Genomic DNA, 24,013 nt, shown 5'->3' with positions numbered 1-24,013 from the left:
TCGGGCGCGCGGACCGTGCGCCGCAAAGAGGATAGTGCAATGCAGAGCGAGAACCGCTTTTTCGACGATCTGGCCAAGCTGGTGAACGGCGCCGCCGGGACGGTGGCGGGCATGACGCGCGAATTTGAATCCAATGCGCGCGAACGGGCCAGGGAATGGGTCGGCGGCATGGATTTCGTGTCGCGTGAGGAATTTGACGCGGTGAAGGCCGTTGCCGCTGCCGCGCGCGAGGAAGTGGAACTGCTGAAAGCCCGCCTCGATGCGCTGGAAGGCAAGGCGCCGCAGCCTGTGACCAAGAGCGTCAAGACCGCCAAGCCCAAGGCAAGTGACGCGAACTGATCCTGCCGTCCGCCCTTCTGTCTGTCCTTTCGCCCTATGCGGTGATAAGGCCCGCCGATGATGGATAGTGACGAATTTGAACATGGCGGTCAGGAGGCCGCGCCGATCGACATGCTGGCCGCCTATTTCGAGGCACATGGCTGGAGCTTCGAACAGGTCGGCGAGGATGAGATTGTCGCGAACACCCAGGGTAGCTGGGCGCAATATGAACTGCGCGGCATCTGGCGCGACGAGGATCAGGTGCTTCAGCTCCTCGCCATGCCCGACATCCGGGTGAGCGAGGACAAGCGCGGCACCGTCTATGAAACGCTGGGCCTCATCAACGAGCAGCTCTGGATCGGCCATTTCGAACTCTGGTCGTCCAGCGGCATCGTGTTGTTCCGCCACGGCGCACTGCTGGGCGCGGGCGGCACGCTGACGCTGGATCAGGCGCAGTTGCTGGTCGAAACCGCGATCGATGAATGCGAACGCTTCTACCCGGTGTTCCAGTTCGTTCTGTGGGGTGGTAAAAGTCCCAGCGAGGCGATCTCCGCCAGCCTGATCGAAACCCGCGGCGAAGCCTGATTCTATGACTCAATATTGGCCGGATCACCTCTTCCTTGTCGGTTGCGGCAATATGGCGGGGCAGATGTTGTCGCGTTGGCTCGACCAGGGTCTTGACTCTGCGCGCGTCACCGTGCTGCGTCCCAGCGGCAAGCCGGTGGCCGATGGCGTCACGGTCGTTACCGACTATCCCGCCGCGCTGCCGGTCGGAGCGACGGTGCTGCTGGGCATGAAGCCATATCAGATCGCCGATGTCGCCGCGGCGCTGGCGCCGCTTTGTACGGCAGAGACGCGGATCATCTCGATCCTCGCAGGCGCGCCGCTCGCCGACCTGCGCACCCGCTTCCCGGCCGCGCGGGATATCGTCCGCGCCATGCCCAACCTGCCGGTAGGCCTGGGGGAGGGCGTGATCGCACTCTTCACCGACGGGGTGACATCGGACAAGGCCAAGGCCGATATCGACGCCTTGATCCAGCCGCTCGGCCTTGCCGAATGGATCGCCGACGAAGCCCTGTTCAATCAGGTGACGGCGCTGTCGGGTTGCGGCCCGGCCTTTCTTTTCCGCTTTATCGACACGCTGGCGCGGGCGGGCGAGGCGCTGGGCATTCCCGCCGATCAGGCCGCGCGTATGGCGCTGGCGACGGTGCAGGGTTCGGCCAACATGGCGGCCCGCGCGGCTGTCAGCCCGGCAATGCTTGCGGATCAGGTCGCGAGCCCCGGTGGCATGACGCGCGAGGGCCTGAACGTCCTCGACGCCGACGATCGGCTGCTGACGCTGCTGACCGACACGCTGACCGCCGCTCGCGATCGCGGCGAAGCCATGGCGCGCGGGGGATAAGAGAGCGGTTCCGGGCAAGGGGCTTTTGCGTTTCATCCGGTTTTACGCATTTTGCGAGCCGTCGGCTGTTCCAGCCGACTTCAGAATGCTCTAAGGGGCGCGACCAAATTGACCCTGGAGTCCCCTATGCTGTCCCCCGACATCCCGATTCTGCTGCTCACCACCGGCGGCACGATCGACAAAATCTATTTCGATGCCTTGTCCGACTATCAAGTCGGCGAAACCGTGATGGCCAAGCTTCTGGACGTGGCGCGGGTCAAGCGGCCCTTCCGTATCGAGGAAGTGACGCGCAAGGACAGCCTGGAACTGGACGATACTGATCGCGCGCTGATCGCCGCGCGGGCCGCCGCCGCGCGGGAAAAGCATATCGTCATCACCCATGGCACCGACACGATGACGGAGACGGCCAAGCTGCTGAAGGACATAGCCGGCAAGACGATCGTGCTGGTCGGCGCACTGGCCCCGGCACGTTTCGGTGAGAGCGACGCCAGTTTCAACCTCGGCATGGCCTTCGCCACCGCGCAGGTCGCCGAACCGGGCGTCTACATCACCATGAGCGGATCGGTCTTCCGCGCCGACAAGGTGGTGAAGGACCGTGCCAAGGGCGCCTTCGTCCCGATCGAGGACTGATGCCAGGATGGGATGACTATGACTCATCGCAGCAAGCGCGTTGTTCCCCGGCGCAGGCCGGGGTCCAGTTCAAGCTGTGGAGTCGGACCCCGGCCTGCGCCGGGGAACAACCAGAAAAATTTGATGAACCCTACTCGGCGCGGATCGATGCGCAGGCTTAAAGCCCCGGCACGAAAAAAGGGCGCTCCAGACTGACTGGAACGCCCCTTTTTATATCGTCCTGGATACGGATCGAAAGGCCTTAGCCTTCGATCTTGACGTATTTGGGCGCAGCCTCGTTGAGGATGCGGAGGATCTTCTTGAGCGCGCTCGGCTCGTCAGTCTCTTCCATTGCCGCCAGTTCGCGGGCGAGGCGGCTGGATGCCGCTTCGAAAATCTGGCGTTCGGAATAGCTCTGCTCCGGCTGGTCGTCGGCGCGGAACAGGTCGCGGGTCACTTCGGCGATCGACACCAGGTCGCCCGAATTGATCTTGGCTTCATATTCCTGGGCGCGGCGCGACCACATGGTGCGCTTCACCTTCGGCTTGCCTTTCAGGGTTTCCATCGCTTCCTCCAGCGTCTTGTTGGAGGACAGCTTGCGCATACCGACACCTTCGGCCTTGTTCGTCGGAACGCGGAGCGTCATACGCTCTTTCTCGAAGCGGAGTACGTAAAGCTCCAGGTCCATGCCGGCGATCTGCTCCTTTTGGAGTTCGATCACACGGCCCACACCGTGCTTGGGATAAACGACATAATCACCAACGTCAAAGGACAGCGCCTTGGCAGCCATTTGATACCTTTCCAATTCAACTGGGGAACGGGCCGCCGTGAGGCAGATGTGCAAAACCCATATGCCGGGATGTCCACGGCGCGACCCGTCAAGACATGAAGCTTATTCTCCAGGGCCGGAATCGGGGATATCCGACCGTTGTGGCGCTATTTAGCAGATTCGTAACAAAATTACCACCCCTAGACACAAAGTCTGGGGGTGTGGCGTAATTTGGAACGCTAGAGAGGCGGCGCGGGGCCGCCCGGATCAGTTGCCGGAGCCTGGTTCCGGCGAGAAAAACTGCTCCAGCTTGTTCTCGACGCCGTTCATTGCCTCGGCATCGGCGGGGGCGTCGCCCTTCACCGTGATGTTGGGCCATTCGGCGGAGAATTTGGTGTTCAGCTCCAGCCATTTTTCCAGGCCGTTCTCGGTATCGGGCAGAATCGCCTCGGCCGGGCATTCGGGTTCGCACACGCCGCAATCGATACATTCGTTGGGATTGATGACCAGCATATTCTCTCCCTCGTAGAAACAGTCCACGGGGCAGACCTCGACGCAATCCATATATTTGCAGCGGATGCAGTTGTCGGTCACGACATAGGTCATTGTCTGGGCACTCTATCGTTTGGAAAAACGCGGCCCTGCTATGCCCGGCGCGTGCGAAGGTCAATGAGGATATTGTTGCCGGGGGTTTAGGGACGGTTTCGAGCAGCGCGACTCGGAAGTTCACACCGTCACATGGTCCTGTTTTACATGAGGCCGGTCGACCGCATCGTCCGCCCTATCCTCCGACCGTCAGTTCCTCGTAGCAGGCGTGGGCTTCGGGGGTGGGGCCTCGGCGGGTGGGGAGGTGGATGACGCGCACCACGCGCACGGCTTCCAAATGGGGAAAGGTGATGAGGTCGCCTGGGCGCACCGGGGCATGGGCGCGGTCGATGCGGCGGCCGTTAAGGCGGATATGGCCGTCCTCCGCCAGTTTCTGCGCGGTCGACCGGCTCTTGGACAGGCGCGTGAACCACAGGAATTTGTCGATCCGCAGCGCCGGCGCATGGCCGGTGATCGTCTCAGCCATTGCGGCCCAGCAGTTCGGCGAGACCCGCAAAGGCATTGCTGGTGGCGGGCGCGGCGGCGCTCGGCGCAGCTGCACGCGGGCTGGGGGCGTCACGCTTCGGCCCGCGCGCTTGCTGCGGACGATCGGGCCGTGCCTTCTGTCGCCCCTTGAACGCCCAGTTGGGGCCGCCCTCCGCTGCCGCCTCGACCGGGCGGAAGCCGGCGAGCCGCATCAGTTGCAGGAAGGCCGGCTCCAGCAGCCCCAGCGACACGATCTGCGGGCTGGTCGGGGTGAATGCCTCGCCCTTGGCGATCGCTTCATGCGCGGTGCGGGCCATGCGTTCGGCCATGTCGATGCGCAGCATCTGTTCGCCGAACCCACGGAAGCCAGCGATTCGCGCGCCCATCTGCGCAGGCTTTTCACCCGCCGGGATCAAGGTGAGACCGGGCTGGGGCAGCGGCAGGCAGGGCTTGGCGATGCGCGCGGCCAGCAGCGCAGAACGCCAGCGCGCCGCGCCGGGCTTCAGCAGGCCGGGATGATAGATGTCGAGCACGCCGATATCGATGCCTGCCTTGCGCAGCAAATGGCGCTGTTCCTTGTCCAGATGGCCGAGCGCCGAATCAAGATCGGTCCGCGCGATCAGGCCGCCCGCGTCGGCGAGCTGTGCGAAGACGGCGCGCACGACGGGCGGAACCGCCGGATCGGCCGCGCTCTCGGCCATCTTCACCAGCGGTAGCAGATGCTTCTGCTTCTGCGCCTCGAACCAGGCGGCGAGGCGGGTGATAACCTGCTTCTGGACATCCTGGCCCAGGCTCAGCAGCGCGCGATCCAGCCGGATTTCGGGCGCCAGCAGGCCGGCTCCCGTCAACAGCGCCGCTACCGGCGTTTCGCCCCAGGCGATTCCCGGCGCCTGTCCCGCTTCGTCCAGCAACGCGAAATCCGCATCCGCCGCAGCAACCAGTTCGTCAGCCTTCACTCGCAATACCTTTCCAAGGCGCCGTTCCGCGGCCGCCAACAGCATCTTTCGATCTTGATGCCGCGTAGCGGGATCGACCGAGAATCGAAAGCCGTCAAGTCGTCCGATCGTTTCGCCATCGACGCAGACGGCTCCATCCTGTTCCACGGTGACGGGCAGATTGCTGGCATTCTGGCCGATATCGCGCAACAGGACAGTGGTGCGCCGGTCCACGAAACGCTGCGTTAGCGCGGCGTGCAGGGCGTCGGACAGCTTCTCTTCCAGCGCGCGGGTGCGTTCGGCCATTTCGGCCGGATGGGCCAGCCAATCGGCGCGATGGGCGATATAGGACCAGGTGCGCGCGCCCGCGATCCGGCCCGACAGCGTGTCGATATCGCCCTGCACCGAATCGAGCCGGGCCAGATTCTGGGCGAACCAGTCGCGCGGGATATGACCGGTCCCTTCGGACAGGAAGCGCCAGATGCGGCCGACGATGCGACCATGATGCTCCGCCCCCAGCTTCTGAAAATCAGGCAGGCCACAGGCAGCCCAGAGCCGTTCCACCTGCCGGTTGCCCTTGGTCCGTTCGATAACGAGGGGATCGTCGGCCATCCGCCGCAGCACGGCGAGATCCACCGCTTCGGGGGCGGCGCGCAGTTCGGGACGTTCGGGCTTCTGCTCCAGATCGAACAGCAGATGGTCGAGCCGGTCGGTGCGCGGCGTGCCGCTGCGCCAGAATAGCTGCTCGACCGGCGGGAAGCGGTGCGCTTCGATCGCTTCGATCTCTTGGGGGGTGAAGGCGGCGTCGCCATCCTCGCCGCCCAGGCTGCCGAAACTGCCGTCCTTGTGATGCCGCCCGGCGCGCCCGGCGATTTGCGCCATTTCGCTGACGGTCAGGCGGCGGGTGCGGCGGCCGTCATATTTGCGCAGGGACGCGAAGGCCACATGGGCGACATCGAGGTTCAGCCCCATGCCGATCGCGTCGGTCGCGACCAGATAGTCGACCTCGCCATTCAGGAACATCTGCACCTGCGCGTTGCGGGTGCGAGGGCTGAGCGCGCCCATCACCACCGCCGCTCCGCCCCGGAAACGGCGCAGCATTTCGGCCACGGCATAGACTTCCTCGGCGGAGAAGGCGACGATGGCGGAGCGTTTGGGCAGGCGCGACAGCTTCTTGGCGCCCGCATAGCTGAGGGTGGAAAAGCGCGGCCGGCCGATAATCTCGATATCCGGGACCAGCGCCTTCACCACCCGGCTGATGCTGGCGGACCCCAGGATCATCGTTTCCTCACGGCCCCGCGCCCGCAGCAGCCGGTCGGTGAAGATATGGCCGCGTTCCGGGTCTGCGCCCAGTTGCGCCTCGTCCAGCGCGACGAAGGCGTAATCACCCGATACCGGCATCGACTCCGCCGTGCAGAGAAAATAGCGCGCGCCCGGCGGCACGATCTTTTCCTCGCCGGTGATGAGCGCGACCTGGTTCGCGCCCTTGATCGCGACCACCCGTTCATAGACTTCGCGCGCCAGCAGGCGCAGCGGAAAGCCCATCATGCCGCTCGAATGGCCGCACATGCGCTCGACCGCGAGATGGGTTTTGCCGGTGTTGGTAGGCCCAAGAACAGCGGTGACGGGCGAGCGGGCGAAGGAAGCCATGATGCGGCCTATGTCGGGGAGGATGCAGGCCGGGGCAAGGGGAAACAGCGGTTCCGCCCTCTTTGGCGCTTCGGTCGAACCCGCCGCACGTTTCACCCCGCGTCCGACTCGGGATGCCCCATCTTAAATTGACTTTAACCCTGCCGGGTTCACAACGGCGCCGTCGACGCATAAGGCATGAAGAACAGGGTCGGCGGTCACGAAAATACCCTTGGGGGTCGCGGGTTTGTTTCAGGAAAGCCAGTTCGGGTCTCAGCAGGGCGGTGCGTCCGCATCCCTGTGGCTGGCGGATTCGCCTCGCCGCAAAGCCCCGGCGCCGCCGCAGGACTGGCGCAGCCGTCTGCGCGACTGGGCCGAGGATGTGGAACTGGTCCCCGACCTTGGCCAGCGCATCGGCAGCCTCACCTGGTTCCGCGGGCTTGCCACCTGTTTCGGTCTCTGCGCCGCCGCCCTCTATCTCTCGCCCGGTTTCCGGCCCGTGCCCGGCGCACCCGGCCCGACCCTGAACGACGCGCAATATGACGAGGTGCGCAGCCAGATGATAACCCCGCTGGCGCTGGGCGCGGACAGCGGCCGGCACATGGGGTCCACCGACGCGGTCCAACCATTGCGCGAAACCCCCGAACGCCCGCAGATCGAACTCAGCGCGCAGGTCGGCAGCAGCGACACGCTGCCCCGCGCCCTGTCGCGCGCCGGGGTCAGCAGCGGCGACATCGCCACCATCATGACCATGGTCGGCGGCGACATCGACGCGGGCGTCAAGCCTGGCACCCTGCTCGACATCGTCCTGGGCCGCCGCGCCAGCCGTGACCGGCCCCGGCCGTTGGACAAGCTGGCGTTCCGCGCGCGGCTGGACCTGGGGCTGGAACTGACCCGCGCGGGCGGCGCGCTGTCGGTCAAGCGACTGCCCATCCGCGTCGACAATACGCCGCTGCGCATCCAGGGCGTGGTGGGTGACAGCATCTATCGTTCCGCCCGTGCGGCGGGCGCCCCGCCCAAGGCGGTGCAGGCCTTCCTGCGCGTCATCGCGCAGCAGGTCGATCTGGGCAATATCGGCGCGGGCGACCGCTACGATATTGTCACCGAATATCGGCACGCCGAAACCGGCGATGTGGAGGTGGGCGACCTGCTCTATGCGGGCCTGAAGCGCGCGCGCGGCAAGTCGATCGACATGCTCAAATGGACCAGCAACGGCCGCACCGAATGGTTCGAGGCGTCGGGCGTGGGCGAGCGGCGCGGTGTGCTGGCCGCGCCTGTTGCGGGCCGCATGTCGTCGGGCTTCGGGATGCGCCGTCACCCGATCCTGGGCTATACGAGGATGCACGCGGGCATCGATTTCGCTGCCCGCTACGGATCGCCCATCTATGCCGTCACCGACGGCGTCGTCGCCTATGCCGGGCGGCATGGCGGCCATGGCAATTATGTCCGCATCCAGCATGGCGGCGGCCTCGCCACCGGCTATGCGCATATGAGCCGGATCGCCGCCGTCCCCGGCCAGCGGGTGCGGCGCGGGCAGGTGATCGGCTATGTCGGATCGACCGGCCTGTCGACCGGCCCGCATCTCCACTATGAGCTTTACCGCAACGGCGCGACGGTCAATCCGCTGTCGGTGAAGTTCACCACCACCGCGCAGCTTGCCGGGCGTGAACTCGCCGCCTTCCGCGCCAGGCTGGCCCAATATCAGGGGCTGCGCGTCGGCTTGCACGATAATTTCGCGCAAAAAGCCCCGGCCGCGCCGGTGGCGAGCGGGAAATAAGGGCGATTGCCGGACCTGAAATCCTCTTCCGTAAGGGAAGGGGGAGTCCATCCCTTTACACACAACGTCATGCTGAACTTGTTTCAGCATCCATCGTGCCTCCAAGAACCGTCCGTCCAGGAGGCGAAATGGACCCTGAAACGAGTTCAGGGTGACGAAGAGAGAGCTGTATTCCATAGGCGTTTCCCCTGCCCCGCCGGGGGAGGATTATGGTTGCTCGCTATCTTGCCGATGGGCTGGTAAACGCCTCCATTGTTCCAATAAGCCGCTTCCCGCGTTCCGTCCGCTCCGCTAGAGCGCGGAGATGACCGGTCCCATCACCGCCATCCTGCTGGCAGGCGCGCGTCCCATTCCCGATCCCCTGGCCGTCGCCGCCGGTGTGCCGGTCAAGCCGCTCGCGCCGGTCGCGGGCGAGCCGATGATAAACCGCCCGGCGCGCGCGCTGCTGGATCATCCCGCCATCGGGCAGATGATCGTGCTGACCCAGCGCCCCGACGTCTTCGCCGCCGATCCCGCCACCGCCTGGCTCGCCACCCATCCGCGCGTGCGGTTCGAAACGGGCGGGCAGGGGATCGCCTCCTCGCTGCTGGCGCTGATGGAGGCGGGCGACCTGCCCTTTCCGCTGCTGCTCACCACCGCCGATCATGTGCTGCTCGACGCCGGGATGTTGGACCAGTTCGTGGCGGAAGCTACGGGCGGGGACATCGCCGTCGCCATGGTGGAGCGCGCGACCCTGCTGGCGCGCTATCCGCAGTCGCGGCGCACCTGGCTCAAATTTCGCGATGGCTGGTGGTCGGGCGCGAATATCTTCTGGTTCGGCAGCGCGAAGGCGCGCCCTGTCATCGCGCTGTGGCAGGAAGTGGAGCAGGACCGCAAGAAGGGCTGGAAGATACTCTCCGCCTTCGGCCCGTTCGCGCTGGTCGGCGCGCTGCTGCGCATCTTGACCCTGCGCGGCGGCATCGCGCGGATCGGGCGGCGCTTCGGCCTTACCGCGCGGCTGGTGGCGATGGACAGTCCCGAAGCCTGCATCGACGCCGACAAGCCGGCCGATGTGGAACTGATCGAAGCGATTCTCGCGCGCCGCTAACCGTTAACCGCTGTCCGCCACGGCCCGGCGGCTGGCGAGGCCCATCATTGCAAAGCCGGCGAGCGAGGCGACGATGTTCGCCATCGCCGCACCCTTCGTGCCGTAGAGCGGCAGCAGCGCCGATTGCAGGCCGAGCAGCAGCAGCGTCGAGGCGAAAGTGATGCGCAGCGACAGGCCCGCCCGGTCGGTCGCCATCAGCAGCGGGCGATAGCTGACGCCGATCAGGTCGATGCAGGCGGCGATGCCCAGCATCAACAGCAAGGGATAGGCGGGCAGGAAGTCCTTGCCCGCGATCAGCCCCAGCAGCGGATGGCCTATGGTCAGGATCAGGCCGATGATGACCGCGCCCGCCACCAGCGCCAATCGGTTGGTGCGCCGGAACAGCGCGCCCAGCGCCTCTTTGCCGTGCGTGCTGGTACGCGCCAGCTCGACGAAAATGCTGCGCGAGAGGAGGCTGGAAATCTTGGTCAGCGAATTGGCGAGCTGGTTGGCCAGGCGATAAAGGCCCGCGCCGATCGGCCCGACAAAGGCGCCGACGATCAGCACCGCCACCTGCTGGCCGATGGACGACAGGCTGGTCTGGAGGTTGGTGGCGGTAAGGAAACCGATGATGCCGGGATTTTCCGTCCGCGCGTCCAGCGCCCGGCCCGCGCGCCAGCGGCCGATCCGCCCGCGCCCGACCTTCAGCGCCAGTTGCCAGTAACTGAGGGCGCAGAGCAGTTCGGCAAAGCCCCAGGCGATGAGGAAGCCAGTGATGCTGGGCATCAACGCCAGCGCGACGCCCGCGCCGATCATCCGCCCGACCGGGATCATGGTTTCGGCGAAGGCGGCCGAATCGAAGCGGTCGAACAGGCGCAATATGCCGGTCGGGCTGGAACGGATGGTAATCATCATCACCATGCAGAACAGCCACACCGGCCATCCCATGCCCGCGCCCAGTCCCAGCAGATCACCGAAGAGCAGGATGATGGCCGCAGCGATGATGCCGCCTGCAACAGCCGAGGCTAGGTCGATCAGGATGCAGAAGCGCAGCACGCGGTTCAGCGCGTCGCCATTCCCCTCGGTCAGATGCGGCTGGCCGTAGCGCACGACGATCTGCCAGCTATCGAACGACACCAGCGTCTTGATGACGTTGGCGGCGCTCAGCACCAGCGCAAAGCGGCCGAAGTCCGCCACGCCCAGCGTGCGGGTGACGATGGCGAGATAGGCCAGGCTCAGCACCGCGCCCACGCCCTTGCCGCCTAGCAGCCAGCCGGTATTGGCCAGGATGCGGGCGAAACCGTCCCCCGCCGCGCCCGATCCGCGCTTGAACATCACTATGACTGCCGGCCTTTCCGTCGTGGCGTCGCAAGAACTTCTCCTCCGTTCGCCCTGAGCCTGTCGAAGGGCCGCCCTTTCCGCTTCCGCCGTGGGAAAAAAAGGTAGAGCGTCGACCGGCTCAGCCCGAACGGGAGAGGGTTGGGCAGGTCGTGCTTTAGGCGAGCGTAGGGGGGAGTGCAAACACCGCCTTTTTTTTGGCCAAATTGCCTTCTAAAGCGCCTCCATGACCATCAGCAAAGCCATCATCCTGTCCGCAGGCCAGGGTTCGCGCCTCCTGCCGCTGACCCGCGACGTGCCCAAATGCATGATCGACTTCAACGGCCGCACCCTCATCAGTTGGCAGGTCGCAGCGCTGGCGGCCAATGGCGTGACCGACATCGTCGTCGTCACCGGCTTCCGCACCGAACGGGTCGAGGATCATGCGCTCCAGCTTTACCGCGACACCGGCGCGCGTATCCGCACCGTCTTCAATCCCTTCTTCCAGGTCGCCGACAATCTGGGCACCTGCTGGATCGTGCGGGAGGAGATGGACCGGGACTTCATCATCCTCAATGGCGACACGATCGTGTCGGACGAGATTGTGGGCAGGCTGATCGCGGGCGCGACCGACGCCGTCACCGTCACCGTCGACGTCAAGCCGGACGGCGACTATGACGATGACGATATGAAGGTGAACCGGGACGCGACCGGCCGCCTGCACCATATCGGCAAGCGCCTGCTGCCGCCCGACACCAATGCCGAATCGATCGGGATGCTGGCCTTCACCGGCGAAGGCCCGGCGATCTTCCGTAACCAGATCGACCAGATGATGCGCACGCCCGAAGGGGTGGAGCGCTGGTATCTGCGCGCCATCGACATCATCGCCAAGGGCAACCGCGTCGGCACCGTCTCGATCGAGGGACTGGACTGGCAGGAGGTCGATTTCCCGCAGGACGTCGAAGCCGCCAACGCGCTGACCGCGAACTGGGTGGCGGAAGGGCGCTACGCGAAATAGGATTTCGCGGATTTAACGTCACATATGTCCGGTTCGGTGTGACTATTTTCGACCAGTTGCGGCCATTATGCCCCTCCCGCTTGCGGGAGGGGCATAAATAAACCGACAGTCCGCTCTCCACCCGTCTTGGCCATCCCTCGGTGCGAATTTCTCCACACGGCCCGGATCGCTGATTATTCCTTGGCCACAGCCAGCACCGCGCTGCCCTCCGGCTCGCCCTTCATCCCTGCCGCGACCTTTTCCGCCGCCGCCATGACGCGCAGTATATTGCCACCGGTCAGCTTGGCGATGTCGGCGTCGCTCCAGCCGCGGCGCATCAGTTCGGCGAGCAATGCGGGATAGGTTTCGACGCCGCTCAGGCCCTGAGGCAGGGCGGCTACGCCGTCGAAATCGCTGCCGATGCCGACATGATCGATACCGGCGACCTTGACGATATGCTCGACATGATCGGCGACCTGACCGATCGTCGTCACCGGTTCGGGATTGGCCTTTTCCCAATTCGCCAGCGCCTTGGCCGCGCCTGCCGGGTCGCCGATGTGCAGCCCGCCGAAGGGCGGGGCGTTGTTGCGGGTGATTTCGGCGCTGCGGTCCGATCCCCAGATTCGGCGCGCTTCCGACACATATTGGGCCGCGAAATTGACCATCACCACGCCGCCATTGGCCGCGACCTGCCTGAGTACCGCGTCGGACACGTTGCGGGGCGTGTCGCACAGGGCGCGTGCGTTGGAGTGGGAGAAGATCACCGGCGCCTTGCTCACGCGCAGCGCATCCAGCATCGTCGCCTCACTGACATGGCTCAGGTCCACCAACATACCCAGGCGGTTGAGTTCATGCACCACCGCCTCGCCAAAGGGGGTGAGGCCGTCATGCTGCGGATTGTCGGTCGCGCTGTCGGCCCATTCGATCGTGCGGCTGTGGGTCAGCGTCAGATAGGACGCGCCCAGTTCCCGATAGGCGCGCAGCACCGCCAGGCTGCCGTCGATCTGTCCGCCGCCTTCGACCCCGATCAGCGACCCGATCCGTCCGGCCTTGTGCGCGGCGCGCATGTCGGCGGCGGTGCGGGCAAGCTGGAAATGCTGCGGATAACGGGCGGCGAGGCTGCGGACCATGCCGATCTGGTCGAGCGTGTCCTTCACCTGCTGCACCTGCGGCAGGTCCGCCGACACCCAGACCGACCAGAATTGCCCACCCACCCCGCCGGCGTGCAGGCGGCTGATGTCGGTATGATATTGCGCCGGGTCGAGATGGGTGAGGTCCATCGTCCAGCGGGCATCCTTCGCCTTGTCGGCGAGCGCTTCGGGCCAGTCATTATGGCCGTCGATCAGGGGCGTGGCCTTCAATATCTTCGCGATTCGGGTGGCGTAGGGAGCGGCGGCGGGCGGCGCATCGGCGGCATGAGCGAAGGGGGCAGCGAACAGAAGCGGCAGCAACGCCAAGAATGGGCTTTTCATGGATCGTGAAGCTAAAGTTGGAACGGGGCGTGTCAATCGCTGCTTGGCGGGGCCTTTACATAGGCGCCGCGATCGTTCGGGGGGATCAGGTCGGCGTCGCGTATCGTCAGCCGCATCGTCTCGAATGCGGGTTCGGGCACATCCTTCGTTTTTTCGGCCATCAGCACCACCGCGCCGTTCTGCTCGCTCCAGCCGCCCTCGGCGACCAGGTCGAGCGCACCGACCGACAGATACCATTGAAAGCTTCCGTCTGGCCGGAGCAGCAATTCCGACCCCGTCTCCATCACGCCCTGCAAATAATAATGGCCGCTGCGATCAGGTGGGGAGTCCGATCGGGCGAGGGCGGGAATGGCCAGTCCGGCGAGCAGCAGGAAGAAAAGTAATAATCGCATGATGTATCCTATCGCATGGAAACGGATGGGAAAAGCGATTGTAGGGCTGTTCCTTCCGTCCCGGTCTGCTAATCCTGAACGGGCATGATGATCGACCCGCTGATCCTGCTGCAGGCTTATTCCATAGGCGTCTTCCCCATGTCGGACGATCGCGACGCGCGCGAGGTCTATTGGGTCGAGCCAAAATTTCGCGCCGTGCTGCCGCTCGACCGCTTTCACCTGTCGCATTCGCTGGCCAAGGTGATTCGGCGCGAACAATTCCACGTCACCGCCAATTGCGCCTTCGCGCAGATATTGGCGCTTTGTGCGGAATCGGCGCCCGATCGCCCCTCCACCTGGATCAACCATGAGATTGAGCGCGCCTATCGCGATCTTCATGCGCGCGGTTTCGCCCATTCGATCGAGGTGTGGGAGGGTGATGAACTGGTCGGCGGCCTGTATGGCGTGGCGCTGGGTCAGGCGTTCTTCGGCGAATCCATGGTGTCGCGTCGTACCGATGCATCCAAAGTGGCGCTGGCCTGGCTGGTGGCGCGGATGCGCTTTGGCGGCTTCACCCTGCTCGACTGCCAGTTCATGACCGATCACCTTCGCACCATGGGTGCGACCGAAATCAGCCAAAGCGATTATCTTCAGTTGCTGGGCGCGGCGGTGGCTGGCGTGGCGCTGGGCGCGGGGTCGGACGCTCTGGCGGCAGGTTCGGGTCTTGCTGCCGAACTGGCGTTTGCACCCTTGGCCGGGGCCGCATCGACAGGTTCGCCCTTGCTGCCCAGCTTGACCGTGTCGGGGCCGGTTTCGGGCCATTCCATCGCGCAGCTTCTGACCCAGACGTCGTAGATCGGGTGCTGCACGACATTGCGGTCTGGCCGCTCGCGGAACAGCCAGCCGGAAAAGGCGCGCCGCCACTTATTATCCGCGCTGCTGCGCACATCCAGTTGCACGAAGGCACCGGTTTCCTGGACATTTTCCCAGGGCGCGCTGGTTTCGCAGGCCTGGAGGCGGACGATCGCGTCGCCGACGCGCAGCGCCTCGCCGGGCTTCATGCTGAGGTCGCGGGTCAGGCCGTTGCGCTTGTTGAGCAGGCCGATGACGGCGGTGCGCTGGGCCATGGGTGTGCCGGACTGGGCTACGTTGCCGGTCGCGCGGATCGGGGTGCCTTCGACCTTCACCGGTCCGGACTGATTCGCGGGCGGCAGGTCATTCTTGCCACATGCCGCGAGCGCCAGCGCGCAGGACAGGGCGGGAAGGACATGCAGGATCGGCGGAAAGCCCCCCGCCGGACGCCGGGTCATGCCGCGTCGGGGCTCCACGCCTCATAATCGCCGGTCGCCTGCTGGCGCTGGCCGCCCTTTTCGAGCGCACCGGACGGACGATAGGCGTTAGCGGTGCCGGTGGCGTTGGGGGTGGATTCCTTTTCCCAGATGCGCGGCGGCGGCAGGAAGCTTTCGGGCGCGCCCTCGATCGAGTGATGCAGCCAGCCATGCCATTCGGCGGGCACGCGGCTCGCATCATTGGCGCCCTTGTAGATCACCCAGCGGCGCGTCAGGCCGTTGGGGTCGGTGCCGCCTTCATAATAGACATTGCCCTGATGGTCTTCACCGACCTTGGTGCCCTTGCGGGTCGTGAAGAGCCAGGTGCCGAAGGTGGCGCCATTCCACCAGGTGAAGATGTTAGCCAGGATTCCCATGGCCGATGCGCTTAGCCGCTGCGGCGGGCGTCGGCAAGGAGGTTATGGCGCTATGGGGCTGGGGCCGGACAGAAATTCAGGTCGGTCATGACCTTTTCGGCCGGCACGGCGCAGCCGCCCCAGGCGAGACGGTCGCCTTCGCCGATCCCCAATTCCGCCGCGCGGCCGCCGCGCAGTTCGAGCACCGCCGCCACCGGTACGCCCGCCGATACCGGGATGCGCGAATAGGGCTGCGCATTGGCCTGGAGGAAGGCGATGGTGCCGTCGGTGTGGATGAACAGCATGTCGAGCGGTATCAGCGTGTCCTTCATCCAGAAACTCGCGGTGCGCGGCGGGTCCATGGGGAAAAGCATCCCGCCGTCCGCCGCCAGTTCCTTGCGGAACATCAGGCCTTTCTCCTGCTCCAGCGGCGTACGGGCAACCTCCACGTCGAAACGGCGTGCGCCCTTGGCGGTGTGGATGACGACGGGGAGGAGCGTTGCGGCGGCCTGCGCCTGCGCGCTGTTGTCGGCGGCGGGTTTCTGCCCCGAACAGGCGGCAAGGCAGACAGCGAAACAGACAGGTAGAAGGCGCAATTTCATTTCATTTCTCTATCGAAATGATGGGCTAGCCAATCGCGCAGGGAACTGTCCGTTTCGCTGTCCAGCTTTACGGCTGCGCCCAGGTCCGGTTGGCCCGGCCAGCCTGTGTCCGTGACGGTCACGCCGCCGCCGCTGCGCGCTCCTTCATAGCGGGGCAGGACGTGGAAATGGACGTGCGGGTCGACCATCATCAGCATCAGATAGTTGATCTTGCTGTAATCCACCGCCTTGCCCAATGCGGCTTCGATGGTTGCGGTGACGATCTTGAGTTCGGCATGGGCTTCCGCCGGCAGGTCGCCGAACGCCGTCGCATCGCTCTTCGCCGCCAGCACCAGCGACCCCAGCGTCGGCTGGGCCGGCCGGAGGAGGACCAGCCAGTGGGCGAACTCGGCGATCAGGGTCGCGGGCCAGCCGAACTTCTCGATCGTCACGTTCATGTTTTCGCTGCCTCCGCTTCATCCATCCAACTGACGATCGGCTTGCCTGAGCGCTTCACGCCATAGGCCTGCGCCAGCCGCACGGCATGGACGACCAGCGAAATGATCGTCCACCATGCCAGCGCGATCAGGCCGATGTCGGGGCGGCCGAAAATCAGCGAGACGAACAGGATCACCATATTCGGGTTGCGGCGCGCGGTGATGAGGCGGAACTGGCTGTCGAAGGGACGCCAGACATGGATGTCCATCTTGAAGTCCTTGAGGAACATCCCCTCGATCAGCCTTTGCAGCACATAGCCTGCGATCACCGCCGTCATGATGAAGGTGAAGGTGCCGCCCGACAGGCCCAGGCCCCAATAGGCCAGGCCCGTGCCCCAGAAATACCACCAGAAGGGCGGGTGGACCAGGTCGACGCCATGGTCGATCACATTGCCCCATTTGGACGAGGTGATGGTGCAGCGGGCGAGCTTGCCGTCCACCGTGTCCAGCACCATGAAGATGAAGCCGGCGAGGAAGCCGGTCCAGAACAGCCCCTTGGCGAAGAGGAAGGTCGCGACCAGGCAGAGGGTGACGCCGATCACCGACACCATGTTCGGCGTCATCTTGAGCTGCGCGGCGATGCGGGTCAGGATCAGCGCCAGTTCGGGCCAGAGATATTTGGTCAGGACATCGGTCACGCCCTTATAGGCGCCGAAATAGCTGCGCCGCTCGATCTCCCGCCGGGTTGATGGGGTGAGTTCGCGCACCATCGGCTGTTCCAGCTTGCGGAGCTGCCGGTTGTAGAGCTTGCGGCCGTTCGACAGGTCGATGACATGGGGGGTGGTGAGCGGATCGGTTCCCTGCTGCACCTGCCCGACGATCGGCGTGCCGGCCCAGGCGAAGAGCGTGCCCGGCGTTTCGAGCGCCAGCCGTAGCAGCAACGGATCGAAGGCATAGGTCAGGTTGAAGAGCAGTTCATGCCCCTCTGCCAGCGTGCTGCCATTCTTTGCGGCGCTTGTCGCCATGCGGCGATTGCGTTCGGCATTGGACATGCCCCAGATCGGGGTTGCATTCTCGCCCAGCAGGCGGACGGGGCCAAGGGCGGTGGTAAGGGTCTGGCTCATATGTGGGCCTTCGCGAAGTTCAGGATGAGGTCGGCCTGGCGTTGCGAGGCGGGGACCGGGGACAGATCGATCGATTGCTGCATCGCCGCTTCCTGAGCAGCAACGAAGCCAGGTTGCAAGTCGTTCGCGCGGGCAAGCGCCTGGGGAAGGGCGTCGGTGCGCTCGATCACCTGGCCCAGCCGCCAATGGGCGAAGGCGTCACCCGAAGCGTCGCGATGGTCGAGGTTGAGGAAGATGCAGGGCCGGGGCTGGATGAGGAATTCATAGACCTGGCTCGACACGTCGCCCAGATAGACGTCCGCGCTCATCGTATAGCTCATGTCGATCGACCGGCGGCTGCCCATGTCCACGCGGATATGCGGCGCGGTGCTGACGATCGGCGGCGCATGGTGCGCGAGTTTGGTGTGCGGGGCGATGATGACGTTCCACCCGTCCAGCGACTCCAGCGCGGCGAGCATCTCCGGGCCGTGGTTGATCCACGAAGAAAGCGCCGGGTTGAAATGCGGATTGTAGAGCAGGACCGGCTTGTCGTCGGGGAAGAAGTGCTGGCGCGGGGCCTTCAGTTCGAACTTGGGGTAGCCGCCGACCGCGACTGTTTCGGATGTGCAGAGGCCGCGATCGATCATGCGGCGGCGATCCTTCTCCCCCGCGACCAGGGTCAGGTCGAAATCGGCATGGCGTTTTTTATAGCCGCCCTCCCGGTCGCCCGCGCCATGCTTGATGAGGATGAGGCGGGACCGGAAACCCGGCACGCGCCGCAACCAGGCGCTGCTGATCTCGGTCGTCACCAAAGTCGGGAAGCGGGCGATGGTGGGATAGTTGAGCAGCAGGGTCGCGAGCCGCGATGGCTGGCGAAAGAGCGAGTCGGGCCGGGACGGGGGGCGGCGCAGGCGGATGCGGTTCAGGTGGCCTTGCGGATCATAGCTGTCGACCAGCGCCAATATCTGGTCCGATGGCGACAGGATGCTGACCCGCACGTCGGGACGGCGCGCCAGTTCCAGCGCGGCGGGCAGCCAGTGATAAAGCTGCTGCGCTTCGGCGATGGCGAGGAAGGCGATGTCGATCGGCAAGCAGGTGGTTTCCGGTGGCGGGATGGCAATATTGCCCGTTCGCCCTGAGCCTGTCGAAGGGCCATTCTTTCTTTCGAAGAAAGTGAAGGGTTTCGACAATCTCAGCCCGAACGGAGGAGAGGCGTCTTGTCCTGTAGTTCCCTTGGGCAATCGCTTCGTAACGATCATGGCGGAGTAAGCAAGAAGGAGCCGGGGTTGTCTCCATATAATTGCAAGCCATTTGCAACAAGGGCTTGGGGACAGAAACATGGCCCTCAACGCTGGACCTTTGCGGATTTTTCGTTATGCGGACCCCCAACCAACAGACATCGACGAAGAGGCGCGACGAGCGATGGCCGAATTTGCTTTGCCCAAGAACAGCAAGATCAGCGGCAAGGGCGTGACCCACAAGGCGCCCGAGGGCGCGACCAATGTCCGCAGCTTCAAAGTGTATCGCTACGATCCCGACTCCGGTGAAAATCCGCATTACGACACGTTCGAGATCGACCTCGACCAGTGCGGCCCGATGGTCCTGGACGCGCTGCTGAAGATCAAGAATGAATATGATCCGACGCTGACCTTCCGCCGGTCCTGCCGCGAAGGCATTTGCGGTTCCTGCTCGATGAACATGAACGGCCGCAACGGCCTGGCCTGCACCACTGCGATCGACGAGTGCGCCGGCAAGCAGGTGCAGATCACGCCGCTACCGCACATGGACGTCATCAAGGATCTGGTGCCGGACTTCACCCATTTCTACGCCCAGTACAACAGCATCAAGCCCTGGCTGCAAACCGTCAGCCCGCCGCCCAGCGGCAAGGAGCGGCTGCAATCGCCCGCCGACCGCGAGAAGCTGGACGGGCTGTATGAGTGCATCCTGTGCGCCTGCTGCTCGACCAGTTGCCCCAGCTACTGGTGGAACAGCGACCGGTTCCTTGGTCCGGCGATTCTGCTTCAGGCCTATCGCTGGCTCGCCGACAGCCGCGACGAATTTACCGGCGAGCGCCTGGACGAACTGGAAGATCCGTTCCGTCTCTATCGTTGCCACACCATCATGAACTGCGCGAACGTCTGCCCCAAGGGCCTCAGCCCCGCCAAGGCGATTGCCGAGACCAAGAAGATGATGGTCGAGCGGCAGTTGTAAGTTGACGAGCGACGGCATAGCGGGCGGCGTAGCGCTGTCCGAAGGGAAATGGACGGGCTGGACCGCATGGTCCGACCCGCATCCCGATACCTTCTTGCAGGCGATCGGCCGTGGCTATATGCGCAGCGATGCACCGAACCGCGCGCTGGTGGGGCTGGAGACGCGCCCAAGCCATCGCAACCGACTCGATACGCTGCATGGCGGCTTCCTGGCCGCTTTTGCCGACCACGCCTTTTTCGGTGCGCTCTGGGCCATGGGCCATAAGGAGCAGGTCAATGGCGTGACCATCGACCTTTCCATGCAATATCTGGGCGCGGGCAAGGTCGGGCCTGACCTGATCGCGGAGGTGGAGGTGTTGCGGGAAACCGGGCGCCTGTTCTTCCTGCGCATGGTGATGACCCAGGATGGCCAGCCGGTCGCGGCCTCCACCGCCACCATCCGCAAGGCGCCCACGCCGAAGTGACCAGCGTCATTGCCCGTTATGACGCGCTGGTGGAGGCCGGCGAATTGCGGCCTGATCCGGACCAGCGGGCGGCAGCGGTGCGACTCGACCGGCTGCAACAGGAACTGGAAGCGACCCCGGCGCGCGGATCGACACTGTGGAAGCTGTTGCGCAAGCAGCCGGAGCCGCCACGCGGCCTGTACATGTGGGGCGGGGTGGGTCGCGGCAAATCGATGCTGATGGACCTGTTCTTCGACACGGTTCATGTCCAGCGCAAGGCGCGCGCCCATTTCCACGAGTTCATGCTCGACGTCCATGCCCGCCTGGCCGAGGCGCGCAAGTCGGAGACGGGCGATCCGATCCCGCCGGTGGTCGAGTCGCTGGCCGAAGAAGCGCGACTGCTCTGCTTCGACGAGATGGTCGTCAACAACATGGCTGACGCGGCGATCATGTCGCGGCTCTTCACCGGTCTGCTGGAAAAGCGGGTGACGATCGTCACCACCTCCAACCGCGAACCGGACGAACTCTACAAGAACGGCCTCAATCGTCAGCTTTTCCTGCCCTTCATCGACCTTATCAAGGTGAAGCTGGACGTGATGACGCTGAACGGCCCGACCGATTATCGGCGCGACCGGCTGGGCGACGCGACGCTGTGGCATTGTCCCAACGGGCCGCAGGCGACCAGGGAATTGTCCGACGCCTTTTTCCGCCTGACCGACTTTTCCGTAGAGGATCGGGCGAAGGTGCCGTCGGAGGATATCGTCGTACAGGGCGGGCGCACCATGCATGTGCCCAAGAGCCTGAAGGGCGTCGCCGTCTTCTCCTTCAAGCGCCTTTGCGCGGAGGCGCGGGGCGCGCCCGACTATCTGGCGATCGCGCGCAAATATCACACCGTCATCATCGTCGGCATCCCCGTGCTGGGACCGGAAAAGCGCAACGAAGCGGCGCGCTTCGTGACGCTGATCGATTCGCTCTACGAATATAAGGTGAAACTGCTGGCGTCGGCGGATGCCGAACCCGCACGCCTCTATCCCGAAGGCGACGGCGCGTTCGAATTTGAACGCACCGTGTCGCGCCTGATGGAAATGCAGTCGGACGAGTATCTGGCGCTGGGCCACGGCCCGAAATAACCCTTTCGACATCGCCTGAATGCCGAGGCGGTCCATCCATTGAGGTGGCAATGGATGGACCGGGTTTCCTCCGCTGCATTTGCAATGGCAGGCTTGTGGTTCCGTCCGTCGCATGGGCGGGGAACCATTCATCAGGCTGCAACTTTATTACGGAAAACAGGCCGGGCACCCTCGATCATGAGGGCGCCCGGCAGGATACCTCTGCAGGGAAGGCTCTCGGACCAGGGTAGGAGACCGGGAGCGACAGGGTGTGAATCGTCTTTAATGCAACTGCGAATGAATTGCAAAGATAATTTGTTTCTCAGCGCTTTGGGCGGTTGAAACCCCCGCCCGAAGGGCGTAGGCGGGCCAGCAATTCCAGTAGGCATGACTTGGAGGATGATTGCATATGGCCCGTAAGAAGATCGCGCTCATCGGCGCTGGCAATATCGGCGGCACGCTCGCGCATCTCGCGGCCCTCAAGGGTCTTGGTGACATTGTTCTCTTCGACGTGGTGGAAGGCGTGCCCCAGGGCAAGGCGCTCGACCTGTCGCAGTGCGGCCCGGTTGAAGGCTTCGATGCGAAGATCACCGGTTCCAACGACTATGCCGACATTGCGGGCGCGGACGTCATCATCGTCACCGCCGGCGTCGCGCGCAAGCCGGGCATGAGCCGCGATGACCTGCTGGGCATCAACCTCAAGGTCATGAAGGCCGTGGGCGAAGGCATCAAGGCCAATGCTCCGAACGCCTTCGTCATCTGCATCACCAACCCGCTGGATGCCATGGTGTGGGCGCTGCGCGAATTTTCGGGCCTGCCCGCCAGCAAGGTCGTCGGCATGGCCGGCGTTCTGGACAGCTCGCGTTTCAGCCACTTCCTGGCCGAAGAATTCCAGGTGTCGGTGAAGGACGTGAACAGCTTCGTGCTGGGCGGTCATGGCGACACGATGGTTCCGGTGATCCAATATTCGACCGTGTCAGGCATCCCCATCCCCGACCTCATCAAGCAGGGCCGTTCGACCCAGGAGCGCATCGACGCCATCGTCGCCCGCACCCGTTCGGGCGGCGGCGAGATCGTCGCGCTGCTCAAGACCGGTTCGGCCTTCTATGCGCCCGCCACCAGCGCGATCGCGATGGCCGAAAGCTATCTCTATGACCAGAAGCGCCTGCTGCCCGCCGCGGTCAACCTGACCGGCCAATATGGCGTCGACAATCTCTATGTCGGCGTGCCCGTCATCATCGGCAAGGACGGCGTCGAGCAGATCGTCGAGATCGAGCTGGACGACGAAGCCAAGGCGAACCTCACCGTGTCGGTCGACGCGGTCAAGGAATTGCTGGTCGCTTGCAAGGGCATCGATCCGAGCCTGGCATAATGAATGAACCACCCCGGCGAAGGCCGGGGTCCAGTCGGGACAGGCTATGAGCGACGGGCAGGCCTTCGTCTATATCATGGCAAATCGACGGAATGGGACGATCTATATCGGCTCTACCGTCGATCTCCCGAAGCGGGTCTGGGAACATCGCAACAGCGTCGTTCCGGGGTTCACGAAGCGATATGGCTGTCGGCTTCTCGTCTGGTACGAGGTGCATGATAGCTGGGAAGCTGCCCGCCTTCGCGAACGGCAGATGAAAGAATGGAAACGGGACTGGAAGCTAAGAGAGATCGAAGGAGGCAACGTCGAATGGGCGGACCTCTACGATCGTATCGCGCGGCCATGAACGATTGGAAACTGGACCCCGGCCTCCGCCGGGGTGGAATTGAAGGGTAATACCGTCAATGAGCATCCTCATTAACAAGAACACCAAGGTCATCACACAGGGTATGACCGGCGCCACCGGCACCTTCCACACCGAGCAGGCGCTGGCCTATGGCAGCCAGATGGTCGGCGGCGTCACGCCGGGCAAGGGCGGTTCGAGCCACATCGGCCTGCCGATCTTCGACACCGTCGCGGAAGCCAAGTCGAAGACCGGCGCCGACGCTTCGGTCATCTATGTTCCGCCGCCATTCGCGGCCGACTCGATCCTGGAAGCGATCGACGCGGAAATCCCGCTGATCGTCTGCATCACCGAAGGCATCCCCGTCCTCGACATGGTCCGCGTGAAGCGCGCGCTGTCGGGTTCGAAGTCGCGCCTGATCGGCCCGAACTGCCCCGGCGTCCTGACCCCCAATGAGTGCAAGATCGGCATCATGCCCGGTTCGATCTTCTCCAAGGGTTCGGTCGGCGTCGTGTCGCGCTCCGGCACGCTGACCTATGAAGCCGTGTTCCAGACCACCAATGCGGGCCTGGGTCAGACCACGGCTGTCGGCATCGGCGGCGATCCGGTCAACGGCACCAACTTCATCGACGTGCTGGAACTGTTCCTGGCCGACGACGCCACTGAATCGATCATCATGATCGGTGAAATCGGCGGCGACGCGGAAGAACAGGCCGCCCAGTTCCTGATCGACGAGGCCAAGCGTGGCCGCAAGAAGCCGATGGCCGGCTTCATCGCGGGTCGTACGGCGCCTCCGGGCCGCCGCATGGGCCATGCCGGCGCGATCGTGTCGGGCGGCAAGGGCGACGCGGAAAGCAAGATCGCGGCGATGGAAGCGGCCGGCATCAAGGTTGCCGCCAGCCCGTCCGAACTGGGTTCGACGCTGGTCGAGGTGCTTAAGGGCTGAAAAGCCCCTATATAGAGGCGGCCGGGCTGCACCCCGGCCGCTGATTTTCCCG

At 64.5% G+C, this 24,013-nt stretch carries 27 protein-coding genes and 1 pseudogene; 15 read left to right on the top strand and 13 right to left on the bottom strand.

All coding sequences use genetic code 11. From position 1 onward, the window contains the following. The first annotated feature begins 39 nt into the window (after window positions 1-39). The 4 genes from MOK15_RS08365 to MOK15_RS08350 all read left to right on the top strand — a co-directional run bounded on the left by MOK15_RS08365 (window position 40) and on the right by MOK15_RS08350 (window position 2,350). Window positions 40-339, top strand: coding sequence for an accessory factor UbiK family protein (locus MOK15_RS08365; protein ID WP_242931183.1), 300 nt, complete (start codon window positions 40-42; stop codon window positions 337-339). A gap of 57 nt (window positions 340-396) precedes the next feature. Then, on the top strand, window positions 397-903 hold the full coding sequence (locus MOK15_RS08360) for a YbjN domain-containing protein (RefSeq protein ID WP_242931182.1): 507 nt from the start codon (window positions 397-399) through the stop codon (window positions 901-903). A gap of 4 nt (window positions 904-907) precedes the next feature. Next, window positions 908-1,720 carry a pyrroline-5-carboxylate reductase gene (proC, locus tag MOK15_RS08355; protein WP_242931181.1) on the top strand — a complete coding sequence of 271 codons (813 nt, stop codon included), beginning with the start codon at window positions 908-910 and terminating at the stop codon, window positions 1,718-1,720. 126 nt (window positions 1,721-1,846) lie between these two features. Continuing rightward, on the top strand, window positions 1,847-2,350 hold the full coding sequence (locus MOK15_RS08350; RefSeq protein WP_242931180.1) for an asparaginase domain-containing protein: 504 nt from the start codon (window positions 1,847-1,849) through the stop codon (window positions 2,348-2,350). 241 nt (window positions 2,351-2,591) lie between these two features. On the opposite strand, the gene MOK15_RS08345 is transcribed toward MOK15_RS08350, so the two are convergent. The 4 genes from MOK15_RS08345 to MOK15_RS08330 all read right to left on the bottom strand — a co-directional run bounded on the left by MOK15_RS08345 (window position 2,592) and on the right by MOK15_RS08330 (window position 6,754). Then, complete coding sequence (locus MOK15_RS08345) at window positions 2,592-3,119, bottom strand: CarD family transcriptional regulator (RefSeq protein ID WP_242931179.1); 528 nt, start codon at window positions 3,117-3,119, stop codon at window positions 2,592-2,594. Between the two features lie 246 nt (window positions 3,120-3,365). Beyond that, a complete protein-coding gene (gene fdxA / locus MOK15_RS08340; RefSeq protein WP_242931178.1) occupies window positions 3,366-3,704 on the bottom strand; it encodes a ferredoxin FdxA in 339 nt (112 codons plus the stop codon). A 175-nt stretch (window positions 3,705-3,879) separates the two neighbouring features. Then, window positions 3,880-4,170, bottom strand: coding sequence for an RNA-binding S4 domain-containing protein (locus tag MOK15_RS08335; RefSeq protein ID WP_242931177.1), 291 nt, complete (start codon window positions 4,168-4,170; stop codon window positions 3,880-3,882). Further along, window positions 4,163-6,754 carry a helicase-related protein gene (locus tag MOK15_RS08330; protein WP_242931176.1) on the bottom strand — a complete coding sequence of 864 codons (2,592 nt, stop codon included), beginning with the start codon at window positions 6,752-6,754 and terminating at the stop codon, window positions 4,163-4,165. Before MOK15_RS08330 ends, MOK15_RS08335 begins: the two co-directional genes overlap by 8 nt. 226 nt (window positions 6,755-6,980) lie before the next feature. Here MOK15_RS08330 and MOK15_RS08325 point away from each other — a divergent pair, with 226 nt between their 5' ends. Together MOK15_RS08325 and MOK15_RS08320 are read left to right on the top strand one after the other, a co-directional pair. Further along, complete coding sequence (locus tag MOK15_RS08325) at window positions 6,981-8,510, top strand: M23 family metallopeptidase (RefSeq protein WP_242931175.1); 1,530 nt, start codon at window positions 6,981-6,983, stop codon at window positions 8,508-8,510. A gap of 304 nt (window positions 8,511-8,814) precedes the next feature. Next, window positions 8,815-9,597, top strand: coding sequence for a nucleotidyltransferase family protein (locus tag MOK15_RS08320; protein WP_242931174.1), 783 nt, complete (start codon window positions 8,815-8,817; stop codon window positions 9,595-9,597). Window positions 9,598-9,600: 3 nt separating this feature from the next. On the opposite strand, the gene MOK15_RS08315 is transcribed toward MOK15_RS08320, so the two are convergent. Next, window positions 9,601-10,911, bottom strand: a complete 1,311-nt coding sequence (locus MOK15_RS08315; RefSeq protein WP_242932689.1) for an oligosaccharide flippase family protein — start codon at window positions 10,909-10,911, stop codon at window positions 9,601-9,603. 229 nt (window positions 10,912-11,140) lie between these two features. Here MOK15_RS08315 and MOK15_RS08310 point away from each other — a divergent pair, with 229 nt between their 5' ends. After that, a complete protein-coding gene (locus MOK15_RS08310; protein WP_242931173.1) occupies window positions 11,141-11,911 on the top strand; it encodes a phosphocholine cytidylyltransferase family protein in 771 nt (256 codons plus the stop codon). A 173-nt stretch (window positions 11,912-12,084) separates the two neighbouring features. Here the strand turns inward: MOK15_RS08310 and MOK15_RS08305 are convergent, their stop codons facing one another. Then, window positions 12,085-13,362 carry a dipeptidase gene (locus MOK15_RS08305; RefSeq protein WP_242931172.1) on the bottom strand — a complete coding sequence of 426 codons (1,278 nt, stop codon included), beginning with the start codon at window positions 13,360-13,362 and terminating at the stop codon, window positions 12,085-12,087. 32 nt (window positions 13,363-13,394) lie between these two features. Further along, window positions 13,395-13,754 (bottom strand): hypothetical protein, encoded by a 360-nt coding sequence (locus tag MOK15_RS08300; RefSeq protein WP_242931171.1) that lies wholly within the window; start codon window positions 13,752-13,754, stop codon window positions 13,395-13,397. 84 nt (window positions 13,755-13,838) lie between these two features. Here MOK15_RS08300 and aat point away from each other — a divergent pair, with 84 nt between their 5' ends. Next, the gene (gene aat / locus MOK15_RS08295; protein ID WP_242931170.1) at window positions 13,839-14,588 is read left to right on the top strand and encodes a leucyl/phenylalanyl-tRNA--protein transferase; all 750 of its coding nucleotides are present in this window, start codon (window positions 13,839-13,841) and stop codon (window positions 14,586-14,588) included. A gap of 35 nt (window positions 14,589-14,623) precedes the next feature. Here aat and MOK15_RS08290 read toward each other — a convergent pair. The 6 genes and pseudogenes from MOK15_RS08290 to MOK15_RS08265 form a co-directional block, all read right to left on the bottom strand. Continuing rightward, a pseudogene (locus MOK15_RS08290) lies at window positions 14,624-14,794 on the bottom strand (DUF2155 domain-containing protein); the annotation flags it as partial. 245 nt (window positions 14,795-15,039) lie between these two features. Further along, window positions 15,040-15,438 carry an NADH:ubiquinone oxidoreductase subunit NDUFA12 gene (locus MOK15_RS08285; RefSeq protein WP_242931169.1) on the bottom strand — a complete coding sequence of 133 codons (399 nt, stop codon included), beginning with the start codon at window positions 15,436-15,438 and terminating at the stop codon, window positions 15,040-15,042. A gap of 50 nt (window positions 15,439-15,488) precedes the next feature. Beyond that, complete coding sequence (locus tag MOK15_RS08280) at window positions 15,489-16,019, bottom strand: DUF192 domain-containing protein (protein ID WP_242931168.1); 531 nt, start codon at window positions 16,017-16,019, stop codon at window positions 15,489-15,491. After that, window positions 16,016-16,456 carry an HIT family protein gene (locus MOK15_RS08275; protein WP_242931167.1) on the bottom strand — a complete coding sequence of 147 codons (441 nt, stop codon included), beginning with the start codon at window positions 16,454-16,456 and terminating at the stop codon, window positions 16,016-16,018. The genes MOK15_RS08280 and MOK15_RS08275 overlap by 4 nt, the downstream gene beginning before the upstream one ends. Continuing rightward, complete coding sequence (locus MOK15_RS08270) at window positions 16,453-17,559, bottom strand: CDP-alcohol phosphatidyltransferase family protein (protein ID WP_242931166.1); 1,107 nt, start codon at window positions 17,557-17,559, stop codon at window positions 16,453-16,455. Before MOK15_RS08270 ends, MOK15_RS08275 begins: the two co-directional genes overlap by 4 nt. Beyond that, window positions 17,556-18,629 (bottom strand): glycosyl transferase, encoded by a 1,074-nt coding sequence (locus tag MOK15_RS08265; protein ID WP_242931165.1) that lies wholly within the window; start codon window positions 18,627-18,629, stop codon window positions 17,556-17,558. Before MOK15_RS08265 ends, MOK15_RS08270 begins: the two co-directional genes overlap by 4 nt. Between MOK15_RS08265 and MOK15_RS08260 the strand changes: the two genes are divergently transcribed. The 7 genes from MOK15_RS08260 to sucD all read left to right on the top strand — a co-directional run bounded on the left by MOK15_RS08260 (window position 18,616) and on the right by sucD (window position 23,961). Continuing rightward, window positions 18,616-18,807 (top strand): hypothetical protein, encoded by a 192-nt coding sequence (locus tag MOK15_RS08260; protein ID WP_242931164.1) that lies wholly within the window; start codon window positions 18,616-18,618, stop codon window positions 18,805-18,807. The two genes, MOK15_RS08265 and MOK15_RS08260, sit on opposite strands and share 14 nt — an antisense overlap. A gap of 153 nt (window positions 18,808-18,960) precedes the next feature. After that, a complete protein-coding gene (locus MOK15_RS08255; RefSeq protein ID WP_242931163.1) occupies window positions 18,961-19,749 on the top strand; it encodes a succinate dehydrogenase iron-sulfur subunit in 789 nt (262 codons plus the stop codon). 1 nt (window position 19,750) lies between these two features. Further along, entirely contained in the window at window positions 19,751-20,212 is a 462-nt protein-coding gene (locus MOK15_RS08250; RefSeq protein WP_242931162.1) for a PaaI family thioesterase, read from the top strand. Then, entirely contained in the window at window positions 20,209-21,321 is a 1,113-nt protein-coding gene (zapE, locus tag MOK15_RS08245; protein ID WP_242931161.1) for a cell division protein ZapE, read from the top strand. The genes MOK15_RS08250 and zapE overlap by 4 nt, the downstream gene beginning before the upstream one ends. Window positions 21,322-21,709: 388 nt before the next feature. Next, complete coding sequence (mdh, locus tag MOK15_RS08240) at window positions 21,710-22,672, top strand: malate dehydrogenase (protein ID WP_242931160.1); 963 nt, start codon at window positions 21,710-21,712, stop codon at window positions 22,670-22,672. A gap of 46 nt (window positions 22,673-22,718) precedes the next feature. Next, window positions 22,719-23,018, top strand: coding sequence for a GIY-YIG nuclease family protein (locus MOK15_RS08235; protein ID WP_242931159.1), 300 nt, complete (start codon window positions 22,719-22,721; stop codon window positions 23,016-23,018). Window positions 23,019-23,076: 58 nt separating this feature from the next. Then, window positions 23,077-23,961 carry a succinate--CoA ligase subunit alpha gene (gene sucD / locus MOK15_RS08230; RefSeq protein WP_242931158.1) on the top strand — a complete coding sequence of 295 codons (885 nt, stop codon included), beginning with the start codon at window positions 23,077-23,079 and terminating at the stop codon, window positions 23,959-23,961. Window positions 23,962-24,013: the final 52 nt, after the last annotated feature.

This window comes from Sphingobium sp. BYY-5, from assembly GCF_022758885.1.
GTDB lineage: Bacteria > Pseudomonadota > Alphaproteobacteria > Sphingomonadales > Sphingomonadaceae > Sphingobium.
This window is presented reverse-complemented; position numbering and strand designations above follow the sequence as displayed.

Bases quoted from the DNA above. Each gene is read 5' to 3' on its own strand.
- MOK15_RS08235 (WP_242931159.1), top strand. From the start codon at position 22,719: ATGAGCGACGGGCAGGCCTTCGTCTATATCATGGCAAATCGACGGAAT.
- MOK15_RS08305 (WP_242931172.1), bottom strand. From the start codon at position 13,362: ATGAAAAGCCCATTCTTGGCGTTGCTGCCGCTTCTGTTCGCTGCCCCC.
- MOK15_RS08255 (WP_242931163.1), top strand. From the start codon at position 18,961: ATGGCCGAATTTGCTTTGCCCAAGAACAGCAAGATCAGCGGCAAGGGC.
- MOK15_RS08270 (WP_242931166.1), bottom strand. From the start codon at position 17,559: ATGAGCCAGACCCTTACCACCGCCCTTGGCCCCGTCCGCCTGCTGGGC.
- MOK15_RS08260 (WP_242931164.1), top strand. From the start codon at position 18,616: ATGTCGATCGGCAAGCAGGTGGTTTCCGGTGGCGGGATGGCAATATTG.
- fdxA (WP_242931178.1), bottom strand. From the start codon at position 3,704: ATGACCTATGTCGTGACCGACAACTGCATCCGCTGCAAATATATGGAT.
- MOK15_RS08335 (WP_242931177.1), bottom strand. From the start codon at position 4,170: ATGGCTGAGACGATCACCGGCCATGCGCCGGCGCTGCGGATCGACAAA.
- MOK15_RS08310 (WP_242931173.1), top strand. From the start codon at position 11,141: ATGACCATCAGCAAAGCCATCATCCTGTCCGCAGGCCAGGGTTCGCGC.
- MOK15_RS08315 (WP_242932689.1), bottom strand. From the start codon at position 10,911: ATGTTCAAGCGCGGATCGGGCGCGGCGGGGGACGGTTTCGCCCGCATC.
- mdh (WP_242931160.1), top strand. From the start codon at position 21,710: ATGGCCCGTAAGAAGATCGCGCTCATCGGCGCTGGCAATATCGGCGGC.
- aat (WP_242931170.1), top strand. From the start codon at position 13,839: ATGATGATCGACCCGCTGATCCTGCTGCAGGCTTATTCCATAGGCGTC.
- MOK15_RS08345 (WP_242931179.1), bottom strand. From the start codon at position 3,119: ATGGCTGCCAAGGCGCTGTCCTTTGACGTTGGTGATTATGTCGTTTAT.
- MOK15_RS08280 (WP_242931168.1), bottom strand. From the start codon at position 16,019: ATGAAATTGCGCCTTCTACCTGTCTGTTTCGCTGTCTGCCTTGCCGCC.
- MOK15_RS08350 (WP_242931180.1), top strand. From the start codon at position 1,847: ATGCTGTCCCCCGACATCCCGATTCTGCTGCTCACCACCGGCGGCACG.
- sucD (WP_242931158.1), top strand. From the start codon at position 23,077: ATGAGCATCCTCATTAACAAGAACACCAAGGTCATCACACAGGGTATG.
- MOK15_RS08300 (WP_242931171.1), bottom strand. From the start codon at position 13,754: ATGCGATTATTACTTTTCTTCCTGCTGCTCGCCGGACTGGCCATTCCC.
- MOK15_RS08285 (WP_242931169.1), bottom strand. From the start codon at position 15,438: ATGGGAATCCTGGCTAACATCTTCACCTGGTGGAATGGCGCCACCTTC.
- MOK15_RS08330 (WP_242931176.1), bottom strand. From the start codon at position 6,754: ATGGCTTCCTTCGCCCGCTCGCCCGTCACCGCTGTTCTTGGGCCTACC.
- MOK15_RS08365 (WP_242931183.1), top strand. From the start codon at position 40: ATGCAGAGCGAGAACCGCTTTTTCGACGATCTGGCCAAGCTGGTGAAC.
- MOK15_RS08275 (WP_242931167.1), bottom strand. From the start codon at position 16,456: ATGAACGTGACGATCGAGAAGTTCGGCTGGCCCGCGACCCTGATCGCC.
- MOK15_RS08360 (WP_242931182.1), top strand. From the start codon at position 397: ATGATGGATAGTGACGAATTTGAACATGGCGGTCAGGAGGCCGCGCCG.
- proC (WP_242931181.1), top strand. From the start codon at position 908: ATGACTCAATATTGGCCGGATCACCTCTTCCTTGTCGGTTGCGGCAAT.
- MOK15_RS08320 (WP_242931174.1), top strand. From the start codon at position 8,815: ATGACCGGTCCCATCACCGCCATCCTGCTGGCAGGCGCGCGTCCCATT.